The 22255-nt window shown below is 43.7% G+C and carries 19 protein-coding genes; 15 read left to right on the top strand and 4 right to left on the bottom strand.

Annotated features, from left to right (window positions below; genetic code table 11):
- Positions 1–26 precede the first annotated feature (26 nt).
- The gene (locus A3860_RS01650; protein WP_081144785.1) at positions 27–797 is read right to left on the bottom strand and encodes a glycosyltransferase family 2 protein; all 771 of its coding nucleotides are present in this window, start codon (positions 795–797) and stop codon (positions 27–29) included.
- Positions 798–1039: 242 nt separating this feature from the next.
- Between A3860_RS01650 and A3860_RS01645 the strand changes: the two genes are divergently transcribed.
- From A3860_RS01645 to A3860_RS01600, 11 genes are all read left to right on the top strand, one after another.
- A complete protein-coding gene (locus A3860_RS01645) occupies positions 1040–1687 on the top strand; it encodes an LON peptidase substrate-binding domain-containing protein (RefSeq protein ID WP_081144784.1) in 648 nt (215 codons plus the stop codon).
- A 158-nt stretch (positions 1688–1845) separates the two neighbouring features.
- Entirely contained in the window at positions 1846–2577 is a 732-nt protein-coding gene (locus A3860_RS01640; RefSeq protein WP_081144783.1) for a type III pantothenate kinase, read from the top strand.
- Positions 2578–2603: 26 nt separating this feature from the next.
- Positions 2604–3182 (top strand): LPS export ABC transporter periplasmic protein LptC, encoded by a 579-nt coding sequence (gene lptC, locus A3860_RS01635; RefSeq protein ID WP_081144782.1) that lies wholly within the window; start codon positions 2604–2606, stop codon positions 3180–3182.
- A 102-nt stretch (positions 3183–3284) separates the two neighbouring features.
- Positions 3285–4274, top strand: coding sequence for a potassium channel beta subunit family protein (locus tag A3860_RS01630; protein ID WP_081144781.1), 990 nt, complete (start codon positions 3285–3287; stop codon positions 4272–4274).
- A 425-nt stretch (positions 4275–4699) separates the two neighbouring features.
- On the top strand, positions 4700–4873 hold the full coding sequence (locus tag A3860_RS40875; RefSeq protein ID WP_158085116.1) for a hypothetical protein: 174 nt from the start codon (positions 4700–4702) through the stop codon (positions 4871–4873).
- Between the two features lie 691 nt (positions 4874–5564).
- On the top strand, positions 5565–5711 hold the full coding sequence (locus A3860_RS40870; protein ID WP_158085115.1) for a hypothetical protein: 147 nt from the start codon (positions 5565–5567) through the stop codon (positions 5709–5711).
- Between the two features lie 503 nt (positions 5712–6214).
- Positions 6215–6856, top strand: a complete 642-nt coding sequence (locus A3860_RS01620; RefSeq protein ID WP_081144779.1) for a TetR/AcrR family transcriptional regulator — start codon at positions 6215–6217, stop codon at positions 6854–6856.
- 19 nt (positions 6857–6875) lie between these two features.
- Positions 6876–8207: a TolC family protein gene (locus tag A3860_RS01615; protein WP_081144778.1), complete on the top strand. Its 1332-nt coding sequence runs from the start codon at positions 6876–6878 to the stop codon at positions 8205–8207.
- Between the two features lie 30 nt (positions 8208–8237).
- On the top strand, positions 8238–9290 hold the full coding sequence (locus A3860_RS01610; protein ID WP_081144777.1) for an HlyD family secretion protein: 1053 nt from the start codon (positions 8238–8240) through the stop codon (positions 9288–9290).
- 37 nt (positions 9291–9327) lie between these two features.
- Positions 9328–10875: a DHA2 family efflux MFS transporter permease subunit gene (locus A3860_RS01605; protein ID WP_081144776.1), complete on the top strand. Its 1548-nt coding sequence runs from the start codon at positions 9328–9330 to the stop codon at positions 10873–10875.
- Positions 10876–11744: 869 nt separating this feature from the next.
- Positions 11745–12566, top strand: a complete 822-nt coding sequence (locus A3860_RS01600; RefSeq protein WP_081144775.1) for an SDR family oxidoreductase — start codon at positions 11745–11747, stop codon at positions 12564–12566.
- A gap of 172 nt (positions 12567–12738) precedes the next feature.
- Here A3860_RS01600 and lysS read toward each other — a convergent pair whose 3' ends face one another.
- From lysS to A3860_RS01585, 3 genes are all read right to left on the bottom strand, one after another.
- Complete coding sequence (gene lysS / locus A3860_RS01595; RefSeq protein WP_081144774.1) at positions 12739–14265, bottom strand: lysine--tRNA ligase; 1527 nt, start codon at positions 14263–14265, stop codon at positions 12739–12741.
- 114 nt (positions 14266–14379) lie between these two features.
- Entirely contained in the window at positions 14380–15261 is an 882-nt protein-coding gene (locus A3860_RS01590; protein WP_081144773.1) for a flavin reductase family protein, read from the bottom strand.
- Between the two features lie 34 nt (positions 15262–15295).
- Positions 15296–16306, bottom strand: coding sequence for a fumarylacetoacetate hydrolase family protein (locus A3860_RS01585; protein WP_081144772.1), 1011 nt, complete (start codon positions 16304–16306; stop codon positions 15296–15298).
- 133 nt (positions 16307–16439) lie between these two features.
- On the opposite strand from A3860_RS01585, the gene A3860_RS01580 reads away from it, so the two are divergent.
- From A3860_RS01580 to A3860_RS01565, 4 genes are all read left to right on the top strand, one after another.
- Positions 16440–17687 carry a serine hydrolase gene (locus A3860_RS01580; RefSeq protein ID WP_081144771.1) on the top strand — a complete coding sequence of 416 codons (1248 nt, stop codon included), beginning with the start codon at positions 16440–16442 and terminating at the stop codon, positions 17685–17687.
- A gap of 29 nt (positions 17688–17716) precedes the next feature.
- On the top strand, positions 17717–20230 hold the full coding sequence (locus A3860_RS01575; protein ID WP_081145149.1) for a glycoside hydrolase family 9 protein: 2514 nt from the start codon (positions 17717–17719) through the stop codon (positions 20228–20230).
- Between the two features lie 195 nt (positions 20231–20425).
- Complete coding sequence (locus tag A3860_RS01570; RefSeq protein ID WP_081144770.1) at positions 20426–21523, top strand: fatty acid desaturase family protein; 1098 nt, start codon at positions 20426–20428, stop codon at positions 21521–21523.
- Between the two features lie 57 nt (positions 21524–21580).
- Positions 21581–22243, top strand: coding sequence for a sterol desaturase family protein (locus A3860_RS01565; RefSeq protein WP_081144769.1), 663 nt, complete (start codon positions 21581–21583; stop codon positions 22241–22243).
- The last annotated feature ends 12 nt before the right edge of the window (positions 22244–22255 follow it).

Genomic DNA, 22255 nt, shown 5'->3' with positions numbered 1-22255 from the left:
AATCGTTTAAATAAAGTGTGGTGAAATTATTTGAGCGGCTTTTTATCGGCGACTGATAATTCCCACAATTTTACATACCGCGCAAAAGCAGCGTAGGCATGCATGATCGCTAATATAAAACCATGCAGGCCATCCAGAAACCCTCTTTTTATAATATAGGATTGTATAAAGGTGCTTAACGGACTAAAAACGATCTTGAAGATAGATGCTTTTTTCCCTCTTTTTATATAATCCTGTGCAGCCAGGTTTGTGTAGTAGTTTATTTTTAATATGTGTTCTTCAACCCGGTAATAGGTGTAATGCAACAGGTGGCCTTTTAAAGCGGTCGTTTTTTGATTGGGTCCTATGACCAGCGTTTCATGCACATCTTTTTCATCCCAATGGGTATTGATTTTGTTGAACAGCCTGATCTTTTTATCGGGGTAATCAGCGCCATGTTTTATGAATTTTCCATAGTAATAATTGAACCGCGATATTTGGTAGATACCCTGCAGGCCCTTTCTTTTTTCTTCGAGAAGGGCTTGTGTTAACTGCTCGTCAAGGGCTTCATCGGCGTCTATTGATAAAATGTAATCATGACTTGCTGCATTGTTGCCAAGGTTCTTCTGTGGGCCATAACCCAGCCAGTTTTGTACAATGACTTTGGCCCCGGCCTGTTGGCACAGGGCTACAGTATTATCGGTTGAATTACTGTCAACCACAATAATTTCTTCTGCTACCGGCTTTAATGAATCAAGGCACCGCTGTATATTTTTTTCTTCATTTTTTGTAATAATAACGGCTGTAATGGCATTCATTGAATTGGTATTTGTTGTGACGGAGGTTCGGCTGGTTAAATTAATACAGAATGTATAGCTTCAATTACGGGATTATCATTAATTACACCTTTTAACGCGGTAAAAAATCCCGGAATTTTCATAACTTTTATTTAAATACGGTGTTAAAGAATATTATAATATGCCCTGCAAATGTAGCAGAATGTGGAATATATTTTACAGGTTTAAAAACATTGTGTTAGATTGCAAAACGTGTATTTTCTATGACTAATTTTATTCCGATTTTCCCCTTGAGCATTGTAGTTTTTCCGGGCGAAAAAGTACACCTGCATATATTCGAGCCCCGCTATAAGCAATTGATCAATGAATGTTTCGAAGCAAAAAAAACCTTTGGTATTCCTTCTGTGGTAAATAACCGGTTGCAGGAAATGGGCACCCTTGTTGAGGTGACCGAAATTGTGCAAACGTACGAAAATGGGGAAATGGATATTAAAACCCGGGGGTTACGCATTTTCCGCATTCTGGAAGTGATAAAGCAGGTTCCGGATAAATTATACAATGGCGCTATTGTAAATTATCCTGAAAATGATGATGCCGGCAATCGGGAGCTGATGCAGAAAGTAGTGAACGGGGTAAAACAATTGCATCGATTGCTTAATATAACCAAGGATTTTAAAAAACCCGAAACGGAATTGCACTCGTATGATGTAGGCCACCATGCCGGTTTATCGCTTGAAGAAGAGTATGAGCTGCTGGGGCTAATGAAAGAATTGCAACGCCAGGAATATATAAAGCGGCATTTACAAAAGGTATTGCCCATGCTGCTTGAAATGGAGCAATTGAAAGAAAAAGTAAAGCTGAACGGGCATTTCCGTAATCTGTCGGCTTTTGATTTTGATCTTGACCTGTAGCGTATCCTGGTATTCCTCCCATTACCTGAGTCTTTTGCTGCCGGTATAACCCTCTCAAATAGTTTCGGGGTAGCCGGGGAATCTTTTTTGGCAAAAACAAAAAAATCGCATTTCTTCATCCGGTATTTGATCCAGGAAACCGTTTAAATCTATTGAGATTGGTTCAAACAACATTATGCTTTGATTTCGGCAATACCCGGTTGAAATGCGCCGTTTTTAATAACAGGGAGTTAGAGAAAGTGCTGGTGCTGGAAAATGATAGTAATGACACCATTCAACACCTGATTGAAACCTACAAACCGGCCAAATCAATTCTTTCTTCCGTTGTAAATCACAATCCAGTATTGGAGCCGCTGTTGGCTTCCGCTTCGCGGTTCCATAAATTGAGCCATCAGTCAAAGATCCCGATCACCACACCGGTGGGTAAACCTTCTGATATTGGGGCCGACCGCCTTGCTCTTATGTCGGCTGCGGTTGATCTTTTTCCAACATTTAATAATCTCGTAATAGGCCTTGGCAGCGCCATCACCTATAACTTCGTTAATAAATACCATGAATTTTTAGGGGGCGGTATTTCACCGGGTATGGAAATGCGGTTCAAATCGCTTCAACTATTCACCGCCAAACTGCCCCTGGTTGAAAAAGACTGGAACCTGCCCCTGATCGGGTACGATACCCGTACCAATATACTCAGCGGCGTGATCCTGGGTATGGCCAAAGAAATTGATGGTATGATCGATGCCTATAAGGAAAGGTATGAGAACTTTAACGTGGTATTAACCGGGGGTGATGCACCCTATTTTGTGTATCATTTGAAAAACAGGATATTTGCAGACCCTGACCTTATTTTCAAGGGGCTTTATGCTATCAGCGAGCACAATAATGTGTAATGGAATCAGTTGTTAGCAATTGATATATGCGAAGTACCAGAATCAGATATTACTTTTTTGCCGTAGCCTTATTGATGGGTAGCTTTTTGGTATTTTCTTCCTGTGAGAACGACCCGAAAGTGGTTGACGCGTTATTCAAAAAGAGAATTTCTGCTGAAGAAGCCAAGAATATAGAAAGTTATCTGAGCCAGTCGGGTAAAGTAAAAGCCAAGCTCACCTCGCCGTATATGCTCCGTTATCAGGCCGATTCTCCTTATATTGAATTTCCACGCACCCTGCATGTTGATTTTTATGACGACAGTACTGTTATAGAAAGTACCGTTGATGCCAAATACGCCAAATATGTAGAGTTTGATCATAAAGTACTGTTGCGCGACAGTGTGTTGGTGCAAAGCATCAAAAATGGCGATACCCTGCGCACCCAGGAATTGTGGTGGGACCAGGACAAAAAGGAGTTTTACACCGATAAGCCAGCCCATGTTTACCAGCGCGATAAAATAATATTTGCAAAGGACGGTTTGCGGGCAGCACAGGACCTCACTTCCTATACTTTCTTTAGCAGCTCGGGCCCAATGTTGGTGCCCAACAGCGGTGTGCCGCAATAATAGTACAGCTTTGCCCCCGGCCATGAGGCTATTATTAAAAATGCAGTTTAGCGATCCCAGTTCCACTCCCCGGTCTTACATTTGACACCTAAACACATTTTTATGGAATATAGAAGACTTGGACGATCAGGATTACAATTGAGTGTTCTGTCTTTTGGCAGCTGGGTAACTTTTCACAAACAGATTGACGATAGTATTGCAGATTCATTGATGGGTTTATCCTACGATGCGGGTATTAATTTTTTTGATAATGCAGAAGGGTATGCGCTTGGCGAAAGTGAAAAGATGATGGGACGCGTGCTGAAGAAAAAGAACTGGGATCGCACGTCGATCGTTGTTTCGTCGAAAGTGTTTTTTGGCTGGCGCGGAAATCAAAGCAAGCCAAACCAAACAGGGTTAAGCAGAAAGCATATTGTGGAGGCCTGTCATGAAGCGCTGGAACGCCTGCAGCTCGACTATCTCGACCTTTATTTCTGTCACCGGCCCGATCCTTCGGTGCCTATTGAAGAAGTGGTTTGGACGATGCACAATCTTATTCAGCAGGGTAAAGTGTTGTATTGGGGAACCAGTATGTGGAGCGGCGCAGAAATAATGGAAGCTCACCGGGTGGCGCAACAGTATTGTTTGATAGGCCCCACCATGGAACAGCCGCAATACAATATGTTCGAGCGTTACAAAATGGAAATGGATTACCTGCCCGTGTTTCAAAACGCCGGTTTGGGCACTACCATCTGGAGCCCGCTGGCGGCCGGTTTTTTGACCGGAAAGTATAATGATGGTATTCCTGAAGAAAGCCGGCTGGCTATTTCAGGTTTTGGCTGGCTGAAGGACAGGTGGCTGCAGGATGAGAAATTAAAGAAAGTAAAACAGCTGACTGAACTGGCTAAACAATTAGGTGTTTCTTTGGCAGCTCTGGCTATTGCCTGGACAATAAAGAACCCGAACGTTACCAGTGCTATATTGGGCGCTACCAAAACGCAACAACTGGAAGAAAACCTGAAAGCGTTGGATGCACTTCCTTTATTAACGCCTGCTGTGATAGAAGCCATCGAAAACATTTTGCAGAACAAGCCATATATGGACCTGATGTAATTGCCTGCTTAAATATTTGTATGAATAACAATTAAACCCGCTGTTGAACCGGCGGGTTTTTTTATTGCGAACTGATTGAACGGTTCAACATTGATTGGCTTTTTCAATTGTCGTAATGACAATATAAGATGCCATCGCAGCGAATTATTCTTTAATACAATTTTTAAATGTAACGTTAACGGCTGTTTTGATTGTACTTACAGGTTTACGAATTGGATTATTTAAATGAATGCATAAAGGCGGCATACCTTTGCTATTTTATAAGCGTGTTTGTACACGCTGGTAATTTCATCAACTAACGGTGACATGTACGTATGGATGTTCCTTGGTAATAATGCTATTGTATGGAATGTGTTGGATAGATATCTTTGGCACACCAAGGAAGCAAACAGATCATCGCAACCTGGCAAAGAAATCCGTTAACTATGAGAACTGATAAAAACCTGTTCCTGTACTTTTTTAATTGTTACATCCTGGCCATCGTCCCTTTGCGCTCTGCACTTAGTACTATTACAGCACTGCCCCATTTATTTCAAACAGATCAACAGGCCACCTCATTGAAGGCACAGATAATACCGGTGAAAGAAATTCGAATATAACAGGTGTGAATAGTTGTTTACAGTTTTCAAGCGGAGCTATTGACAGGTATTTAAATAAAGATATTTTCTGATAAATAACAGGTGTGTCAAATAAGCCTGAAATTTTTCTTAAGGTTTCACCCGAAAAAAGCATTTATATATCAGAGGAAAAAAATTAAACGGCTTTACGTTTTTCTAATAGGGGTTAAATAGTGCATAGGGCAAAAAGGCCGCCTTTTTTCAAGGGCGGCAATTTTATGCTAAAAAATGTTAGCAGGGTAGATCTGATCCAATTGCCGGGAGATTGAAAGATTATTGCCTGTGCGCATGATGAAGTTAACTACCCCTTTCCCAAAGGTTTTCCAGAGTTAAGATCTTTTATAAACAGAGCTGCCGCAAAAGACTATAAAATAGAAAACCGGCTTAGAGAAGCCGGTTCATACCCTGATATTATTAAATGAGAACTAAGTGACAAAATTATAACCCGGGCTCAGCTTCTTACATCCTTTCTTCAATATAGCCTGTAACCAGGTTATAGAAAATTGCATGCAAACCGCACAGAACCGGTATAAAACACCAATGAAACGATAATATGTATCGTTTAGTATGTGTTTACAATTAAAATTTCAGGATAATATAAAATCAACGCCAACAATGTTGATGCGCTGATTGGGCCTGCGTTTGCGCTGATCTTACATTAAAAAAAATAGCTGTGAAAGGTGAAAGGCTGGCTGAAAATGGCAGCGGTCTAAAAAATCCTGTCCATAAAACAGGAAGATCCCTGAACATGCAGGAAAGACCATTTTTGAAGAAAACCGGAGTAATAAAGAGCGCTATTAACCTGGCCGGAAAGTACTGAACGGCTCGCAAACCTTCGGGTGGAATTGTGATAAGTGAACCCTGGCTGTGCCGATTAACCGGCCATAAACAGTATGCATGAGCAGGGGCGAAGAAGTGATAGGGCGCAAACGCTTTAAAAAATATATTCATTAGCAGCAAATTACCTTATAGCGTCTTTTAAAAAATGGTCGCGCTGCCATGCCATGGAATTTGCTTTTATTATATCCGGCTCTTCCTCCAGGTTGCTCATTTTCCTACCTGCCATTGGGCGCCTTTTGTTATTTAATTGTTACCAGAACCGTTCTTCCCATTTATTTTTTGCCTTTCCCTCTTACCCCATGCTAAACAAGCAAAACAGCTTTACAATCAATATTATAATACCTGTTAATTCACTTTACGCAAACGGTTGCGTATTCGTATAAATGCAACGGCGTGTAAAATTTAGCCGCCAAAAAAATTACTTAAACGTTTGTTTAATTTAAACGTTTGTTTAATTTTGGGGAATCAAAAGAAAGAGCAATTATGTCACTCACGGAAAAAGTTGATAAGCGGGCACACATACTGGCAGTTGCAGAGCAACTGTTTGCCGTAAATGGATTTGATGGGACTTCTGTGCGGGATATAGCGCAACTCGCTAACGTTAATCTTGCCATGATCTCTTATTACTTCGGGTCAAAAGAGAAGTTACTGGAAGCATTGATCGAAGACCGGGCCGGGTATTCATTGGGGATACTGGAAGAATTAAATAAGAATCAAACGCTTACCCCCTGGGATAAAATCGACCGTTTGGTTGAGTTCTATGTTGAAAAGATCATGAACAATTACAATTTTCATTGTGTTATGTCGCAACAATACAACCAAACAAGGTCAACCGAAATAAAAGAACTTATTATATCTATAAAATCGCGGAACCTGGAGGAGATAAAAAAAGTGATTGCCGACGGGCAAAAGAAAAAATTGTTCCGTAAGGTAGATATGGAGATGACTATGGCGAGCGTATTTGGCACTTTAACGCAGGTAGTGAATTCGAGGGTGTTGTACAGCCGCCTCATGAAAATAGATGAAACAGATGAAGTTACCTATCGAAAAAAAATGACAACCCGGTTAAAGGTGCATTTAAAGCAAATGCTTCGGGCGCACCTGGATATTAAAAACGAAGAATAACATTTAATATATAGATCGCATGAACTTGAAAAAGAAAATAGTATCGGGACTAGCCTTATTACTAACCATTTTTTCTGCGGAAGCGCAAACCAGAACAATAAGCCTGGATGAAGCCGTTCGCCTGGGCGTGCAAAACAGCAAGCAATTGAAGCTGTCGCAAAATAAGATCGACCAGGCTGTTTCACAACTGGAACAGGCAAAAGATGAAACGCTGCCTACAGCCAAAGTGAGCGCAGGCTACAGCCATGCACTGATGCTGTCGAGGAGTTTCGCCCTGCCGTCTTCGGATGGTTCAGATCCCAAGAGCATGAAATTCCCTTTCGACAACACACTTTATCAAAGTACGCTTAGCATTAATCAACCCATTATTAACGGTCACCGTTTCCGTTATGCAAAGGAATCGGCCAACCTGTTGATCCAAAGCAGCAAGCTGGATGCTGAAAAAGACAAAGATGAAATTGTATACAATGTCATCAATGCCTATATCAACTTCTATAAAATTCAGCAGAATGAAAAAATAGTTGCGCAGAACCTGGAAGATGTGGATCAAAAGCTCACAGAGATAAAAAAGTATGAAAGCCAGGGTTTGGCGACAAAGAATGATGTATTGCGTTTTCAATTGCAGAAATCAAACATACAGCTGCAACAAATTGAACTGGATAATAACCGAAAGGTGGTGAATTACAACCTGAATATCTTGCTGGGTCTGCCAGAGAATACAACCGTACAGGTACAGGACGTGGCTTACAAACTGGATATGAATGACAGACCGGAAGTTTATATGAAGCAGGCCCTGCAAGATAGGAAGGAGTTCAGCTCCCTGAAATACCAGGAGAAGATAGCCGATGTTAACATTAAGAAAGTGCACGATGAAAAAATGCCCACTGTTGGCGTTGGTGGCAACCTGTATTACATCAATCCATCAAAAAAATTGATCCCCTCAAACGCCACTTACCTGGCTCCCTTTGTAGTAGGGGTTAATGCCAGCTGGGATATTACCGGTTTCTTCAAGAACAAGAACAAGTTAACAGAAGCCAATTTGCAAAAGCAGGAAGTTGCTGCAAGCCGCGACCTGCTTACCGACCAGGTGAAAATGGATGTGAACAGATCTTATACCCAATATCAACAGACGTTGGAAAAAATTAAAGTATTGAACGATGCCGTGGTACAGGCTACAGAAAACGAACGGATAACCGAATCAAAGTATAAGAACAACCTGGTAACTACTACCGACCGTATCGATGCTCAAACCCTGTTGTATGAATCGCGTTTGAATCTTGAGCTGGCAAAAGCAGATGCTACAGCCGCTTATTATACCCTTTTGAAAACAACCGGACATATTCAACCCTAACCATTTAAAAACGCACTAAAGAGATATTGTATGAGCGAAGTAAAAAAGAGTAAAGGAAAAAAGATCATTTTCCCGATTATCCTGGGCCTTGTATTAGTAGGCGCCCTGGCCTTCACAGCCAAAGAATATTTTTATGGACAAAGCCATGAGGAAACCGACAACGCCCAAATTGATGCCGATATTAGTCCAGTTGTGACTCGTGTAAGCGGCTATATTAAAGAAATTCGTTTTACCGATAACCAGTTTGTAAAAGCAGGCGATACCCTGGTCATTCTCGACGACCGCGATTTCCAGATCAAACTGCAACAGGCTGAAGCTGCCCTGGCAGTTGCCAAACAATCGGTGAATGTGCAGCAGTTTGCAGTAAATGAAGCAAAGACTGGTATTGCTACTGCACAGGCCAATGTAGAAACCGCTAAAGTACGGGTTTGGAAAGCGGGTGAGGACTTCAAGCGTTATGAAGCTTTGTATGAAGATCATGCCATCACCAAGGCGCAATATGATGCTGCCAAGGCTGAGAAAGATGCGGCAGAAGCCTCTTTGCATGCTGCAGAAACCCAGGTGCCGGTAGTGACTGAAAAAATAAGCACTAACCGACAACAGGTGAATGCTACCGCTTCGAACATCGGTTTGCGCCAAACAGATATTGATTATGCCAAATTGCAGATATCCTATACTGTTATCACGGCTCCTACAGATGGTATAGTTTCAAAGAAGACCATTCAACCCGGTCAACTGGTGCAGGCCGGCCAGTCCCTGTTCTCGATCGTAAATGATAATGGATTGTTTTTAACAGCCAATTTCAAGGAAACACAGATTGAGAATATCCGGGTAGGTCAACCAGTGCATATTCATGTAGATGCTTTTGGTGATCATACCGTGAACGGTACTGTAGAATCTTTTGCTGGTGCAACCGGCGCTAAATTCTCTTTACTGCCGCCCGATAACGCAACCGGTAACTTCGTAAAAGTGGTACAACGTATCCCTGTGCGGGTTAAACTCGATAAATCAGATTCAGAATTCCTGAATCGTTTACGCCCCGGTATGAGCGCCAAGGTGGTGATTGACACCAAGAAATCGTAAATGCAGAACGACTTTAGTTTAATTAAAATAATTAGTCATGGCAGAACAAGGATTTAGGAAATGGATCATCACCATTACGGTGATCATGGCCTCCTTGCTGGAGTTGATCGATACGACGATCGTGAACGTGGCCCTGCCCGAAATTATGGGTAACCTCGGCGCAACGCTGGAAGATGCCGGCTGGCTGGTAACCGGATATGCGGTGGCCAACGTAATTATATTACCGATGTCGGGCTGGTTGGGTGATCGTTTTGGAAGAAAGAATTATTTTCTCGCCTCCATCTTATTATTCACGCTGGCCTCTTATTTATGCGGCCAGGCAGGCTCTCTCACTACGCTGGTCCTGTTCCGTATATTGCAAGGTTTGGCAGGTGGGGGTTTATTGTCAACCGCGCAGGCCATCTTAATGGAAACCTGGCCGCGTGAAGAAATTGGTATGGCAACCGCTTTGTTTGGTTTGGGTGCGGTGGTAGGCCCTACTATTGGCCCCACAATTGGTGGTTACATCGTTGACAATACAAACTGGCGTTATATATTCTATGTAAATATTCCGGTGGGCGCCATTGCCGCCTTCCTGGTATCGATGTTCGTGCGGGAGTCGCCTATGTTTGCAAAAGGAAAGCCGATCGACTGGTGGGGTATCCTGTTACTGGCAACCGGTGTAGGCAGCTTGCAGGTAGTGTTGGAAAAAGGGGAGTCGGAAGACTGGTTTTCTACGCCTTACATTGCGGTTCTAACCCTCACTACGATCCTGTCAGTTATTGGATTTATTTGGCGGGAGCTGAGCACCGATCACCCGGTGGTAGATTTTCGGATCCTGAAGGACAGGAGTTTCGCAATAGGTATTGTTACCTCCTTTGCGCTTGGTTTCGCTTTATATGGCTCTGTATTTATATTCCCGGTGTTCTGTCAGAACCTGTTACATTTTACAGCGTTGCAAACAGGTTTGATCATGTTACCCAGCGGTGTGGCAACCATTTTATGTATGCCCTTTGTAGGTACCATGTTGAAGAAAGGCGTACCGGCCCAGTTTATGGCAACGGGTGGCTTCATTCTATTCTTCATATTCTGCTGGTTGTTGTCGAACAGCACGCTGGAATCGGGTACCGGTGATTTCTTCTGGCCGCTTATTATCCGTGGTATTGGGATGGCCATTCTGTTCGTTCCGTTGACCACCCTGGCAGTTCAGGGGTTGCAGGGAAAACAAATTGGTCAGGGTACGGGCTTAAATAACATGATGCGTCAGTTAGGTGGTTCATTTGGGGTGGCTATTCTTACAACCCTCATTCACCTGAAATCGGCCGCAGTTAGAAATATACTCATAGGAAATATTAATCAGTATAACCCGGCTTATACACAAGCGCGGGATGGGCAGGTACACATGGCGCAAAGCCAGGGGCATTCCTTGTTAGAGGCCCAGCAAATGAGCAACCAGATGATGGAAGGAAATGTGATAAAACAAACCATGCTGGTGACCTATGATAATATGTACCTGCTGATCGGCGTATTTGTACTGGCCGCTATACCGGTGATCTATTTACAGAAGTTCAAGAAGAAACCGGTGATTGTTACAGATGCGCACTAGTCCTTCGACTTCGCTCAGGGCTCAACAGGTAAAAGACAAATTTTAAAGAGATAATTGAAAAACCCATAGACTGGATTACCGAGTTACCACAAATTGAAGGGTTGGTAAGTTGAAGGATCTGAGGTTGATGATGACAAAGTCCGGAAGAAGAAAACCGCAAAAGCGGCCAGCTTCTTTCGGACTTTTTTTATTGTTCCCATTTAGAGAATACTTTCAGGAAAGATAGGGTCTAGCTTCGGTCAAGCTTCGGTTAAGCTTCGGTTATCCCGAATTGGGAAATGTGAGCAAAAAGTGGCCGGAGGGGCAGGGTGGAGGCCTTACCGGTATAAAAAGAAATAGTCCCGGGATATACCGCGGGACTATTAAAAAGTTTGTACTAAACCTTACCAAGAAGGAACAGGGTTCATCAGGAGGTACAAATTTTAGTTCATTTTCAAAGGATGCCTGGATTTGCGGATCTGGATTTTTGTTTGTCTCAATTGAATGATTCAGGAACAGTGTACGGTTTTCAGGAACATTGGTTTTTTACATTCGGTCTTTCTTTGGATCTTGGATTGTATCCCAATAATTATCGGGATTGGTTTTTCTGGATTTTTGTTTTTGGTTTTTCCTTGGATTGTTGGATCTGGTTTTTGTTTGGATATTGGCGTTCTTGTGAATCGATCAATCTGACGTATACAAACATATTGTTAAAATATTTGAATTGCAAGCGAAGAAACGCTCGATTTATAATATTCAGAAATTACATGGGAAATAGTAAAACTACGTATTGTTTTCAGGGCTTATACTTTAGGTTTTTGTTTGCCGCTGAATTAGAATAAATTGTAAGAAGCTTTACAAATTTGATTCACCTTATTAAATCAAATACTATGCCTTTTAATGGAAAAAAAGTACTTATTACAGGAGGTTCGCGGGGAATTGGAAAGGCCATTGCTATGCGTTTAGCGGCAGCTGGCGCCGATATTGCCATTGTTGGAAAGACTGCTGAGCCGCATCCTAAACTCGAAGGGACCATATTTACCGCAGCGGAAGAGATCGCGAAAGCCGGCGCGGGAAATGTGCTTCCCATACAGGGAGATATTCGTTTTGAAGACAGTATTGAGCAGATCGTAAAAACTACCGTTGAAAAGTTCGGTGGCATCGATATTCTGATCAATAATGCGAGTGCCATTAGTTTATCTTCAACAGAGCAAACGGAGCCAAAACGTTGGGACCTCATGCATGATATAAATGTTCGTGGGACCTTTTTCATGAGCAAAGCGTGTTTGCCCGCATTAAAAAAGAGTAGTAATGCGCATATTTTGAATTTATCGCCGCCCCTGCAGTTAAATCCAGAATGGTTTGGCCGCTTTCTGGCATATTCCATCAGCAAGTTTGGGATGAGTATGGTAGTGTTGGGACTGGCTGAAGAATTGAAGTCGCACCGGATAGGGGTAAATGCCCTTTGGCCCAAAACCACCATTGCAACCGCTGCCATTCAGAATATCGTAGGAGGTGATTTGATGGTCCAACGCAGCCGGAAGCCTGAAATAGTGGCTGACGCCGCTTATTATATCCTTCAACGCCCGGCCGCGGAGTGTACCGGTAATTTCTTTATAGATGAAGATATTTTAATTCAACAGGGTATTAGCGATTTTAGCCACTATGCTGTGAATCCATCGCAAAAACTGATGCCTGATCTGTTCTTATAAAGTAAAAGCCCTCCCGATGCATCGGGAGACCCTGAGGTACAAGTCACGGCTATGAGTTTGGCAGAGGGAATTGATGTTGTTTGCGACTATAATGAGATCATGATAAAACGAAATAACCAAAATAGCCGAAGCCACTTTGGTTATTTCGTTTAACCTATATAGAGAGCGTTATTTATTCGGCTGTCTTTTCGGGCCGCATTTGCGGGAACAGCAGTACATCCTGAATGCTGGGCTGATTGGTCATCAGCATTACCAGGCGGTCGATACCAATACCAATACCCGAGGTGGGTGGCATACCGTATTCAAGCGAACGCAGAAAATCATTGTCGATATACATGGCTTCATCATCGCCGCGTTTCAACAGCTCTGCCTGCTCTTCAAAACGTTCGCGCTGATCAATGGGGTCGTTCAATTCGCTGTAAGCGTTGGCGATCTCCTTTCCATTTACCATCAGCTCAAAACGCTCTACCAATCCTTCCTTGCTGCGGTGCTTTTTGGTAAGCGGGCTCATTTCAACCGGATAATCGATGATGAAGGTAGGTTGCACGTAATGTGATTCACATTTTGAACCGAACAGCTCATCGATCAATTTTCCTTTACCCATGCTGGCCTCGGTGTGAATGTTCAACTTTTTACACACCTGCCGAAGCTCCTCTTCATTCATATTGCTTACGTCGATGCCTGTATGTTCTTTAATGGCATCGTATATGCTGATACGCCTGAACGGCGCCTTGAAATCAATTTCTTTATCACCTACCTGAACCGTGGTTGTGTTATGCAGGGTGAGGGCTATTTTTTCGAACAGTTGTTCGGTGATCTCCATCATCCAGAAATAATCCTTGTAGGCGGTATACCACTCCAGAACGGTAAACTCCGGATTATGGGTACGGTCCATACCCTCGTTGCGGAAGTTGCGGCTGAACTCATACACCCAATCGAACCCGCCCACGATAAGGCGTTTCAGGTACAGTTCATTGGCAATACGCAAATAAAAAGGTACGTCCAACGCATTGTGATGGGTAATGAAGGGACGGGCAGCGGCGCCACCGGGAATGGCCTGCAATACCGGTGTGTCAACTTCCAAAGCACCCTGTGCATTTAAGAAATCACGGATGGTGTTTATCAGTTGGCTACGCTTTGTGAACACATCTTTTACCTGTGGATTAATGATGAGATCAACATAGCGCTGGCGGTAACGGAATTCCGGATCTGTTACGGCATCAAAAGTCTCCCCTTCTTTTTCCTTTACTATCGGTAATGGTTTCAACGATTTGGTAAGGAAAGTGAACTCGGTTACGTGAACAGAGGTTTCACCGGTTTTGGTGGTGAAAACATAACCTTTCACTCCTATAATGTCACCAATATCGGTGAGGTGTTTCCACACTTTAGCATACAGCGTTTTGTCTTCACCGGGGCAAATTTCGTCGCGCTTAAGATATATTTGAATTCTACCTGTACTATCCTGCAGTTTGGCAAAAGATGCCTTACCCATATCATTGATGCTCATGATGCGGCCGGCCAAACATACATCGGTAAAATCTGCTTTGTTTTCTTCGCCCTTATATTTTTCTATAATCTGGGCGGCAGTAATATTAACCGGGTACAAAGGCGCCGGATAGGGATCGATGCCCAGCTTTTGTAATTCCTGTAATTTCTCGCGTCGAATAATTTCCTGTTCTGACAAATGTTGTGTGCTCATATAATTGCAAATGCGGCTGCAAAGGTACTCTTTACAGGGCACACAACCAACCGATCAGGTTGCCCGTTACCGGGCTCCCTTTGCAGGCAACCGAACCGGCCTTGCCGTAAATAACTAATTCAGCGCCAGTAACACCTGCCAGGCTTCCTGCACTTTGCCTTCGTTCAACAGCTTTTGGGCATACGTATGTAATTCGGTTTCCATATCGGCCGGGTTTACCGAATAATATTGAAAAATGCTTTTCAGCCGGGCATCGTCAAAAGCAGGGTCAATAACCGGCATTTCGTGCACATTACCTAACTGGGCCAGGCTATTGCCGGTAAGTATTTTGCTGTTTTTGATGGGCGCCGGCAGGGCATCAATGCCAATTCCCAGTTGCGTATTGGGCTTTTCAACCTGAAAAAGGTTGGTCTCATTCACCCTGCAATACCAGTCGCCGCCCAGGCGGGCTACATGGTGCAATTTGCGCTGGTCGATCATGTTCTTTTCATTCAGTATTTCATCGGCAATATGCATGCGCAGCACTTCGCAAATGACCAGGTTGCCTGCACCGCCTTCGGTACCCAATGGCTTTATTTCATGCACCCGGCATTCCATTTTTACCTTGCTTTCTTTTACCATCGGGGGTTTAACCAGCGTAGCAGGTTCGGGGGTAAAACCTGCCTTAATGAATTCGTTCACTTCTTTAGGGAATTCGCAACTGGCCAAACTGGTTTGTTGTACCATGTCGTAATCAACAATATTGATCACTACTTCGGGCACTTCCAGCACATTTTGTAAAGTGTGCTTGGTGGTATTATCGCGAACCCGGCGGCTGGGCGAAAAAATAACGATGGGCGGGTTGCTTGAGAACAGGTTAAAAAAGCTAAAGGGGCTCAGGTTCACGGTTCCTGCTTTATCGACCGTACTGGCAAAGCAAATAGGCCGCGGCGCTATGGCGTGCTGCAGGTAATTTTGCCGTTGAACCGTTGTGAGGTCTTTTAAGTCTACAATCATATGTTAATATGCTACTGGATAATCAGGTTATCCGTTATACTGATTTTTTACGGGCCAAAATCGAATAATCATCATCTTCCTTAACAATGGTATTGCTGAGAATGCCCAAACCATCCACTTCCATTTCAACCACATCACCGGGTTGCAGCCATTGTTCCTGGTAATTGGGATCGTTCAGTTTGCCAGTGCCATTCAGCTCCAGAAAGCAACCGGTGCCTACGGTACCGCTGCCAATAACATCACCGGCATACAGATCAACACCGTAAGAAGCCCTTTCAATGATCTCGGCAAAGGTCCAGTCCATATCTTTCATATTGCCATCGCTTACCTGTTGGCCGTTCACCCGGCATTGCATGCGCAGGTTGAAGTTTTTGCCGGTATGCCCGTTCCGGGCCGGTACTTCATATTGTTCCAGTTCATCCAGGGTTACCAGCCAGGGGCCTATCACGGTAGCAAAATCCTTTCCTTTGGCAGGTCCCAGGTTCAGCAGCATTTCTTCCATTTGCAGGCGGCGGGCGCTCATATCGTTCATGATCATTAAACCGCCAATGTACTCGTCGGCATCTTCAGCCCTGATGTTGCGGCCATGTTTGCAAACCACAATGGCCACTTCCAACTCAAAATCGAGTTTTTCAAAATGATCGGGCATACATTGTATGTCGCCGGGGCCCTGTATGCTGTGGTGATTGGTAAAATAAAAAATGGGATATTGATCAAATTCGGGGATCATGGGCGCTTTGCGGTTACGCCGGGCCGCTTCCACATGCTGCCTGAAAGCATAGCCGTCGCGGCAGCTGGTGGGAAAAGGAACCGGGGCCAGAATAGGGTTGCTATTGTACGCAAAGCCCTTGCTCCTGGGAATTTTTCCTTCGCGGATCATCATTTCTCCACCCAGCGCCATAGGATAGGCATCTTCCCAATAATTGAGGAACATACTCATGTTTTGTGGAAGATCGGGGTGTAAAACTTCGGCATCGTATAAAAGTCCGTCTACGAGTATAGCTACACGGTCATGGCCTTCGCTGAGATAAGAAACGAGTTTCATGTATGGCAGTATTTTTAGCAGTATTTAATGGCTGCAATATAGGAAGAAGTCCGGAAGCCTGCGGTGAGGTGCTGCCGGTTTATGCGTTGTAAAAAATTACCCGGGGGCTTTATTTGTTTGTAACTTTTCGGCCATGAAACCAACTTTGCTAATAACGGCTTTGTTAGCAACAACCTGCGCAGCAACAGCACAAACCAGAACGGATGCGTGGTTGGAACAACTGATCAGGCAGCAGGCTACGCCCTTTTTGAAAGATATCCTGAACCAGCCTGATACATTTCATTACCAGTTCATCTATACAAAGATCGACCGCGATAAAAATAATCAACCGCATTTTACCAATTACTATTTCCGGGTAAACCGTAATGAATACTTTAACCCGGCATCAATGGTTAAACTGCCTACTGCCTTACTGGCCCTGGAAAAGATCAACAGCCTGCGCCCATACGGGGTTAACCGGTGCACTACCATGCTTACCGACAGTGCGTATTACCGGCAAACAACAGTGAGCCGCGATAGCAGCGCCGCTGATCTTTTGCCGTCTGTAGCGCAATATGTAAAAAAGATCTTTCTGATAAGTGATAATGATGCCTATAACCGGTTATATGAATTTGTTGGGCAGCAGCAACTGAATGAACGCTTGTGGCAAATGGGGTACCACGATACCCGCATTACCCGCCGCTTTGTGACCATGAATGAAGAGGAGAACCGCCATACCAACCCGGTAAGGTTTATGCAGGGTGACAGCCTGCTGTATGCGCAACCGCCCGCCTATAGTGTAGTACCTTTTGACTTTCATAAAAAAATATTGATCGGCCGGGCGCATTACAACCGGGAAGACAGCCTCATAAATGCGCCCATGGATTTCACTACCCATAATAATTTTCCACTGGAAGATATGCAGCAGATATTGCAGGCTGCGCTGTTCCCTAATTCGGTTCCAGCCAAAAAACGATTTCAACTGCAGCCCGATGATTATGCTTTCCTGTACCGGTATATGAGTGAGCTGCCTTCCGAAAGCCAATTTCCGCACTACGATACAACAGTATATTTCGACAGCTATACCAAATTCTTTATGTTCAAAGCATGGCGAAGCAAAATTCCTTCCTACATGCGGGTGTTCAATAAAACCGGCTGGTCGTACGGGTTTTTAACCGATGTGGCTTATATCGTTGATTTCAGGAACAAGATAGAATTTATGGTAAGCGGTAATATTTATGTGAACAGCGATGGGGTAATAAATGACGATAAATACGAGTATGTTGAAACGGGGTATCCCTTTTTTAAAGAGATGGGCAATATTATTTATCAATATGAGCTGAAAAGAAAAAGGAAATATTCACCTGATCTCAGCGCCTTTCAATTAGATTATCGCAATTAATAGCCGTCACAGATCTAATGCAGCAGAACATGAACAAGTATATTATTCCCCTTTATATCAGTTTACTGTTAAGTATAACCGGTTTTCAGGCAATGGCACAAACCAATAGCTGGGTGCGGATCAATTTATTAGGTTACCAGACATTTAATTCCAAGGTGGCGGTGTGGTGCAGTAAGGAACAAACGGCGATCACTGGTTTTACGATCATTGAGGTAGCCAGCAACAAAACAGTTTTTACCGGAAAGGCCGGCAAGCCCTTCGGCGCTTATGGCCCTTTCACGCAAACCTATAGACTGAATTTTTCTGCTTTTAAAAAGCCGGGCCGCTATGTAATTAAGGCCGGGACGGCCACTTCGCCTGAATTTAACATCGGGGCCGATGTGTATAAAGGCGCTGCTGATTTTTGTTTGCGTTATATGCGGCAGCAACGCAGTGGGTTTAATCCTTTTTTAAAAGACAGTTGCCATACGCACGACGGGTATACGTTGTATGGCCCCATGCCCGATAGCACCCATATTGACGTAAGCGGGGGCTGGCACGATGCCTCAGATTACCTGCAATATGTAACCACTTCAGCCAATGCCACCTGGCATTTGCTGGCGGCATATCGTGATTTTCCCCATGCATTTACCGATGAGCATCAGGAAAACGGGTTACCCGGAAAAAATGGCCGGGCCGATGTATTGGATGAGGCGCGCTGGGGATTGAACTGGTTATTAAAAATGCATCCACGAAAAGATTGGCTATTTAACCAGATCGCCGATGACCGCGATCACCATGGAATGCGTTTACCCAAAGAAGATAGTTTCTATGGGCGCGGATTTGAGCGGCCGGTATATTTTTGCACCAGTACCCCCCAGGGTTTTGGAAAAAATAAGAACCGGTCGACCGGGCTGGCCTCTACCGCCGGCAAATTTGCCAGTGCTTTTGCATTGGGCGCTACGTTATTTAAGGATACCCTGCTGAAAAGCCGGGCCCTCTCGGCCTGGGCCTTAGGGGTTGAAAAACCTGGTGTTTGCCAAACCGCACCGGGGCGTTCGCCCTATTTTTATGAAGAAGATAATTATACCGATGATATGGAACTGGCCGGCGCTTCCATCTACAATATGGACCCTGCGCACGAGGAATATTTAAACGCTGCCTACAAATATGCAAAAGGTGAAACCATTACACCCTGGCTGGGGGCCGATACAGCAAGGCATTATCAATGGTACCCGTTCATAAACCTGGGACATAATGAACTGGCTTTACAATTACAGGGAAGGGAGCGATATGAAATAACTGGTTATTACAAACAAGGTATTGACCGGGTTTGGCAAAAAGCCAAACAGAACGCATTTTACCGGGGCATCCCTTTTATCTGGTGCAGTAACAATTTGACCACCTCTTTTGCTACACAATGTTTCTTCTACCGCGTGGGATTAACTAATGATTATACGTATTACGAATTGGAGCAGGCCTGTTTTGACTGGCTATTGGGCTGCAATCCCTGGGGCACCAGTATGGTGTATGGTTTACCAGCCTGGGGCGATACGCCCACCGACCCGCATTCGGCATTTACCCACATAGGCCATTACCCTATTGATGGGGGATTGGTTGATGGTCCGGTTTATGGGAATATTTACAAAAACCTCATCGGTATTACCCTGAATGAACCCGATGAATATGCCGCTTTTCAAAGCGACCTGGTGGTGTATCATGATGATTATGGCGACTATTCAACCAATGAGCCCACCATGGATGGAACCGCCACGTTGATCTATTTGCTGGCGGCCAAAGACAATGACCGGCAAGAGGTAATGACTCAACCAACCAGGCGGCTTGTTTCAGCATCCGCCTTAAAAAACACCCTTTCCCATGGTGCTATAACGAGGGGTGCTGAGGTCAGCCAGAAACTGGCCCTGGTGTTCACCGGCGATGAATATGGTGATGGGGCTGCTTATATTGCCCGGTTATTACAACAGCAAAAAGTAAAGGCTTCTTTTTTCTTTACCGGCCGTTTTTATCGCAATGCCGCCAATAAAGCAGTGATACAACAATTGAAACAACAAGGCCAATATTTGGGTCCGCATTCCGATCAGCACCTGTTATATTGCGACTGGACCAAACGTGACAGTTTATTGGTCACAAAAAAACAGTTCAGTCAGGACCTTGACAATAACTATGCGGCTATGCAGGCTTATGGAATCAGTAAGAAACAGGCCCCGTATTTTCTTCCCCCTTTTGAATGGTATAATGATACCATAGCGGCCTGGACTAAACAGAAGGGTCTTCAACTCGTGAACTTTACGCCGGGCACTTACAGTAATGCCGATTATACCACACCTGATATGAAGAACTACCGGAACAGTGCATCCATATTAGATTCAATCATAAATTATGAGCAGCAAAATATATCGGGTTTGAATGGGTTTATATTGCTCGTGCACGTTGGCACCCAGGCTGAACGTACCGATAAATTTTATTATCAGCTTCCCCGGCTTATTAATTATCTGCGGCAGCAGAAATACACATTAACCACCATCAATGAATTATTAAAATAGGGCAATTGTGGAAATATTTGCCCCTTTGAGCTGCATTTTGGTTATTAGGAAAATCAATATTCATTCAATTTGTTCTTTTCCGCGAACCTTTTTTTTGTAACAGGGTTATAAAAGTTAGCACCTACTTTTCCAACTAACACGGTACCCTGACAAGCATTTAACTAAGAAAGGATTTGATCTAAAAGCGATTTCCAGATGGAAAAGCTAACCAAACCACGCTTTTCGAAAAATGGCGGCGAAGCCGTTTTTTATCAATTGCGGCAGGATGTGGCTATTCTTGTGCAGCAATTGGAACCAAAACGACGGGGAAATATTTTGCTTAAAGCTATTCTGTTTCCCGCCCTTTACATACTTACTTACATGGCCATTCTGGTTGCTGGTAACCAGCCTGGTATCCTTTTCACCGGCTATTTCTTTTTGGGTGTTTTCCTGGTTATGATCTTCCTGAATATTATTCATGATGCGGTACATGGCACCGTTTTCAATAGTAAAAAATTAAATCAATGGTATGTTTACCTCTTCGATCTTATGGGAGCGAATAGCTATGTGTGGCGGCAACGCCATATCAGGTTCCACCACAACTATCCCAATGTGAACGGGTGGGATACCGATATTGAGCAAAGTGACCTCGCGCGCATTTTCCCTAACGCTAATACCTTATATTTTCACCGGTACCAGCATATCTATTTACCATTATTATATCCGTTATACCTGTTCAACTGGTTGCTGGTACGCGATTTTAAAGACTATTTTAATAAGAGAAAGACCATCTGGAAACTCGTTACCATACCGCCAATTGAATACATTAAGCTGTTTGTATTCAAAGCGTTTTTTCTTTTTTACCTTATCATATTACCTAAACTGGTACTATCTGTTTCCTGGTTGCAGCTAATAACCGGGTTTATCATTATGATATTTACGGCCAGTGTATTTTCGCTGATGGTGTTGTTAAGTCCGCACGCTAATAACAGTTCAAAGTTTCCATTGCCCGATGAGGGGAATATCCTGCCGCATAACTGGATGATGCATATGTTGTACACCACCAATGACATTACCAATGATAACTGGTTTATCAGGTTTTTTATGGGTTGCTTTAACTATCATGTGGCCCATCACCTGTTTCCTAATATCAATCATATATATTATCCGGAAGTTACCGGTTTGTTAAAACAGTATGCCGAAAGGTATGACCTGCCTTACCGGCAATACTCCCTGGGCGCTTCACTGGTAAAACATTACCGTTTATTGAAAGAGAATGGGGTTACGGAGGATATATTTGAGGAAACTATGTAGGTGAAATGCGCATTTGTAAGTAAATGATTTTTGTATTTTTGCCTCAATTACACGGTTATGAAATTTGAGAAGATACATAATAAAGGACAGGCACGCTTGTTTCAGAACCAATACCTTGAGATGCTCACCAAAACACATCCCCTGGTTATATGGGGCATGTATATTCCGGTGATCATTTACATGTTATATTACAGCGGTGATCATTTCGGCTTTTCGGCCATGCGGATCGCGCTTACATTTATTGGGGCCCTATTGTTCTGGACCTTCTTTGAGTATATAGCCCACCGTTTCCTGTACCACCTGGTGAGCGAGAACCCACGGGTGCAAAAGTTTGTGTACACCATGCATGGAAACCACCATCATTATCCACGGGATAAACAACGGTTATTTTTGCCCCCGGTACCCAGTATTATTATGGCTTCGGCTATTTTTTTCCTGATGTACCTCATGATAAGGGAAAATGTGTTTATGTTCTTCCCCGGGTTCATTCTCGGGTATTTACTATACGGCAGTATGCATTATGCCATTCACGCCTGGAATCCGCCCTTTAAATGGATGAAACCTCTTTGGCGGAACCACCACCTGCACCATTATAAAGATGAGAACAAGGGCTATGGTGTTAGTACTACTATCTGGGACCGGGTTTTTGGAACCATGTTCGATCTGAAAAAGGAAAAGGAAGATAAAGAGAAGGTGAAAGACCTGATGTTTAAAGGATAGTTGATAAGAATA

It is taken from the genome of Niastella vici (assembly GCF_002077945.1).
In the GTDB taxonomy this organism is placed as follows: domain Bacteria; phylum Bacteroidota; class Bacteroidia; order Chitinophagales; family Chitinophagaceae; genus Niastella; species Niastella vici.
This window is presented reverse-complemented; position numbering and strand designations above follow the sequence as displayed.

Bases quoted from the DNA above. Each gene is read 5' to 3' on its own strand.
- A3860_RS01645 (WP_081144784.1), top strand. From the start codon at position 1,040: ATGACTAATTTTATTCCGATTTTCCCCTTGAGCATTGTAGTTTTTCCG.
- A3860_RS01605 (WP_081144776.1), top strand. From the start codon at position 9,328: ATGGCAGAACAAGGATTTAGGAAATGGATCATCACCATTACGGTGATC.
- A3860_RS01630 (WP_081144781.1), top strand. From the start codon at position 3,285: ATGGAATATAGAAGACTTGGACGATCAGGATTACAATTGAGTGTTCTG.
- A3860_RS40875 (WP_158085116.1), top strand. From the start codon at position 4,700: ATGAGAACTGATAAAAACCTGTTCCTGTACTTTTTTAATTGTTACATC.
- A3860_RS01565 (WP_081144769.1), top strand. From the start codon at position 21,581: ATGAAATTTGAGAAGATACATAATAAAGGACAGGCACGCTTGTTTCAG.
- A3860_RS01620 (WP_081144779.1), top strand. From the start codon at position 6,215: ATGTCACTCACGGAAAAAGTTGATAAGCGGGCACACATACTGGCAGTT.
- lptC (WP_081144782.1), top strand. From the start codon at position 2,604: ATGCGAAGTACCAGAATCAGATATTACTTTTTTGCCGTAGCCTTATTG.
- A3860_RS01600 (WP_081144775.1), top strand. From the start codon at position 11,745: ATGCCTTTTAATGGAAAAAAAGTACTTATTACAGGAGGTTCGCGGGGA.
- A3860_RS01615 (WP_081144778.1), top strand. From the start codon at position 6,876: ATGAACTTGAAAAAGAAAATAGTATCGGGACTAGCCTTATTACTAACC.
- A3860_RS01580 (WP_081144771.1), top strand. From the start codon at position 16,440: ATGAAACCAACTTTGCTAATAACGGCTTTGTTAGCAACAACCTGCGCA.
- A3860_RS01570 (WP_081144770.1), top strand. From the start codon at position 20,426: ATGGAAAAGCTAACCAAACCACGCTTTTCGAAAAATGGCGGCGAAGCC.
- A3860_RS01650 (WP_081144785.1), bottom strand. From the start codon at position 797: ATGAATGCCATTACAGCCGTTATTATTACAAAAAATGAAGAAAAAAAT.
- A3860_RS01585 (WP_081144772.1), bottom strand. From the start codon at position 16,306: ATGAAACTCGTTTCTTATCTCAGCGAAGGCCATGACCGTGTAGCTATA.
- lysS (WP_081144774.1), bottom strand. From the start codon at position 14,265: ATGAGCACACAACATTTGTCAGAACAGGAAATTATTCGACGCGAGAAA.
- A3860_RS01590 (WP_081144773.1), bottom strand. From the start codon at position 15,261: ATGATTGTAGACTTAAAAGACCTCACAACGGTTCAACGGCAAAATTAC.
- A3860_RS01575 (WP_081145149.1), top strand. From the start codon at position 17,717: ATGAACAAGTATATTATTCCCCTTTATATCAGTTTACTGTTAAGTATA.
- A3860_RS01610 (WP_081144777.1), top strand. From the start codon at position 8,238: ATGAGCGAAGTAAAAAAGAGTAAAGGAAAAAAGATCATTTTCCCGATT.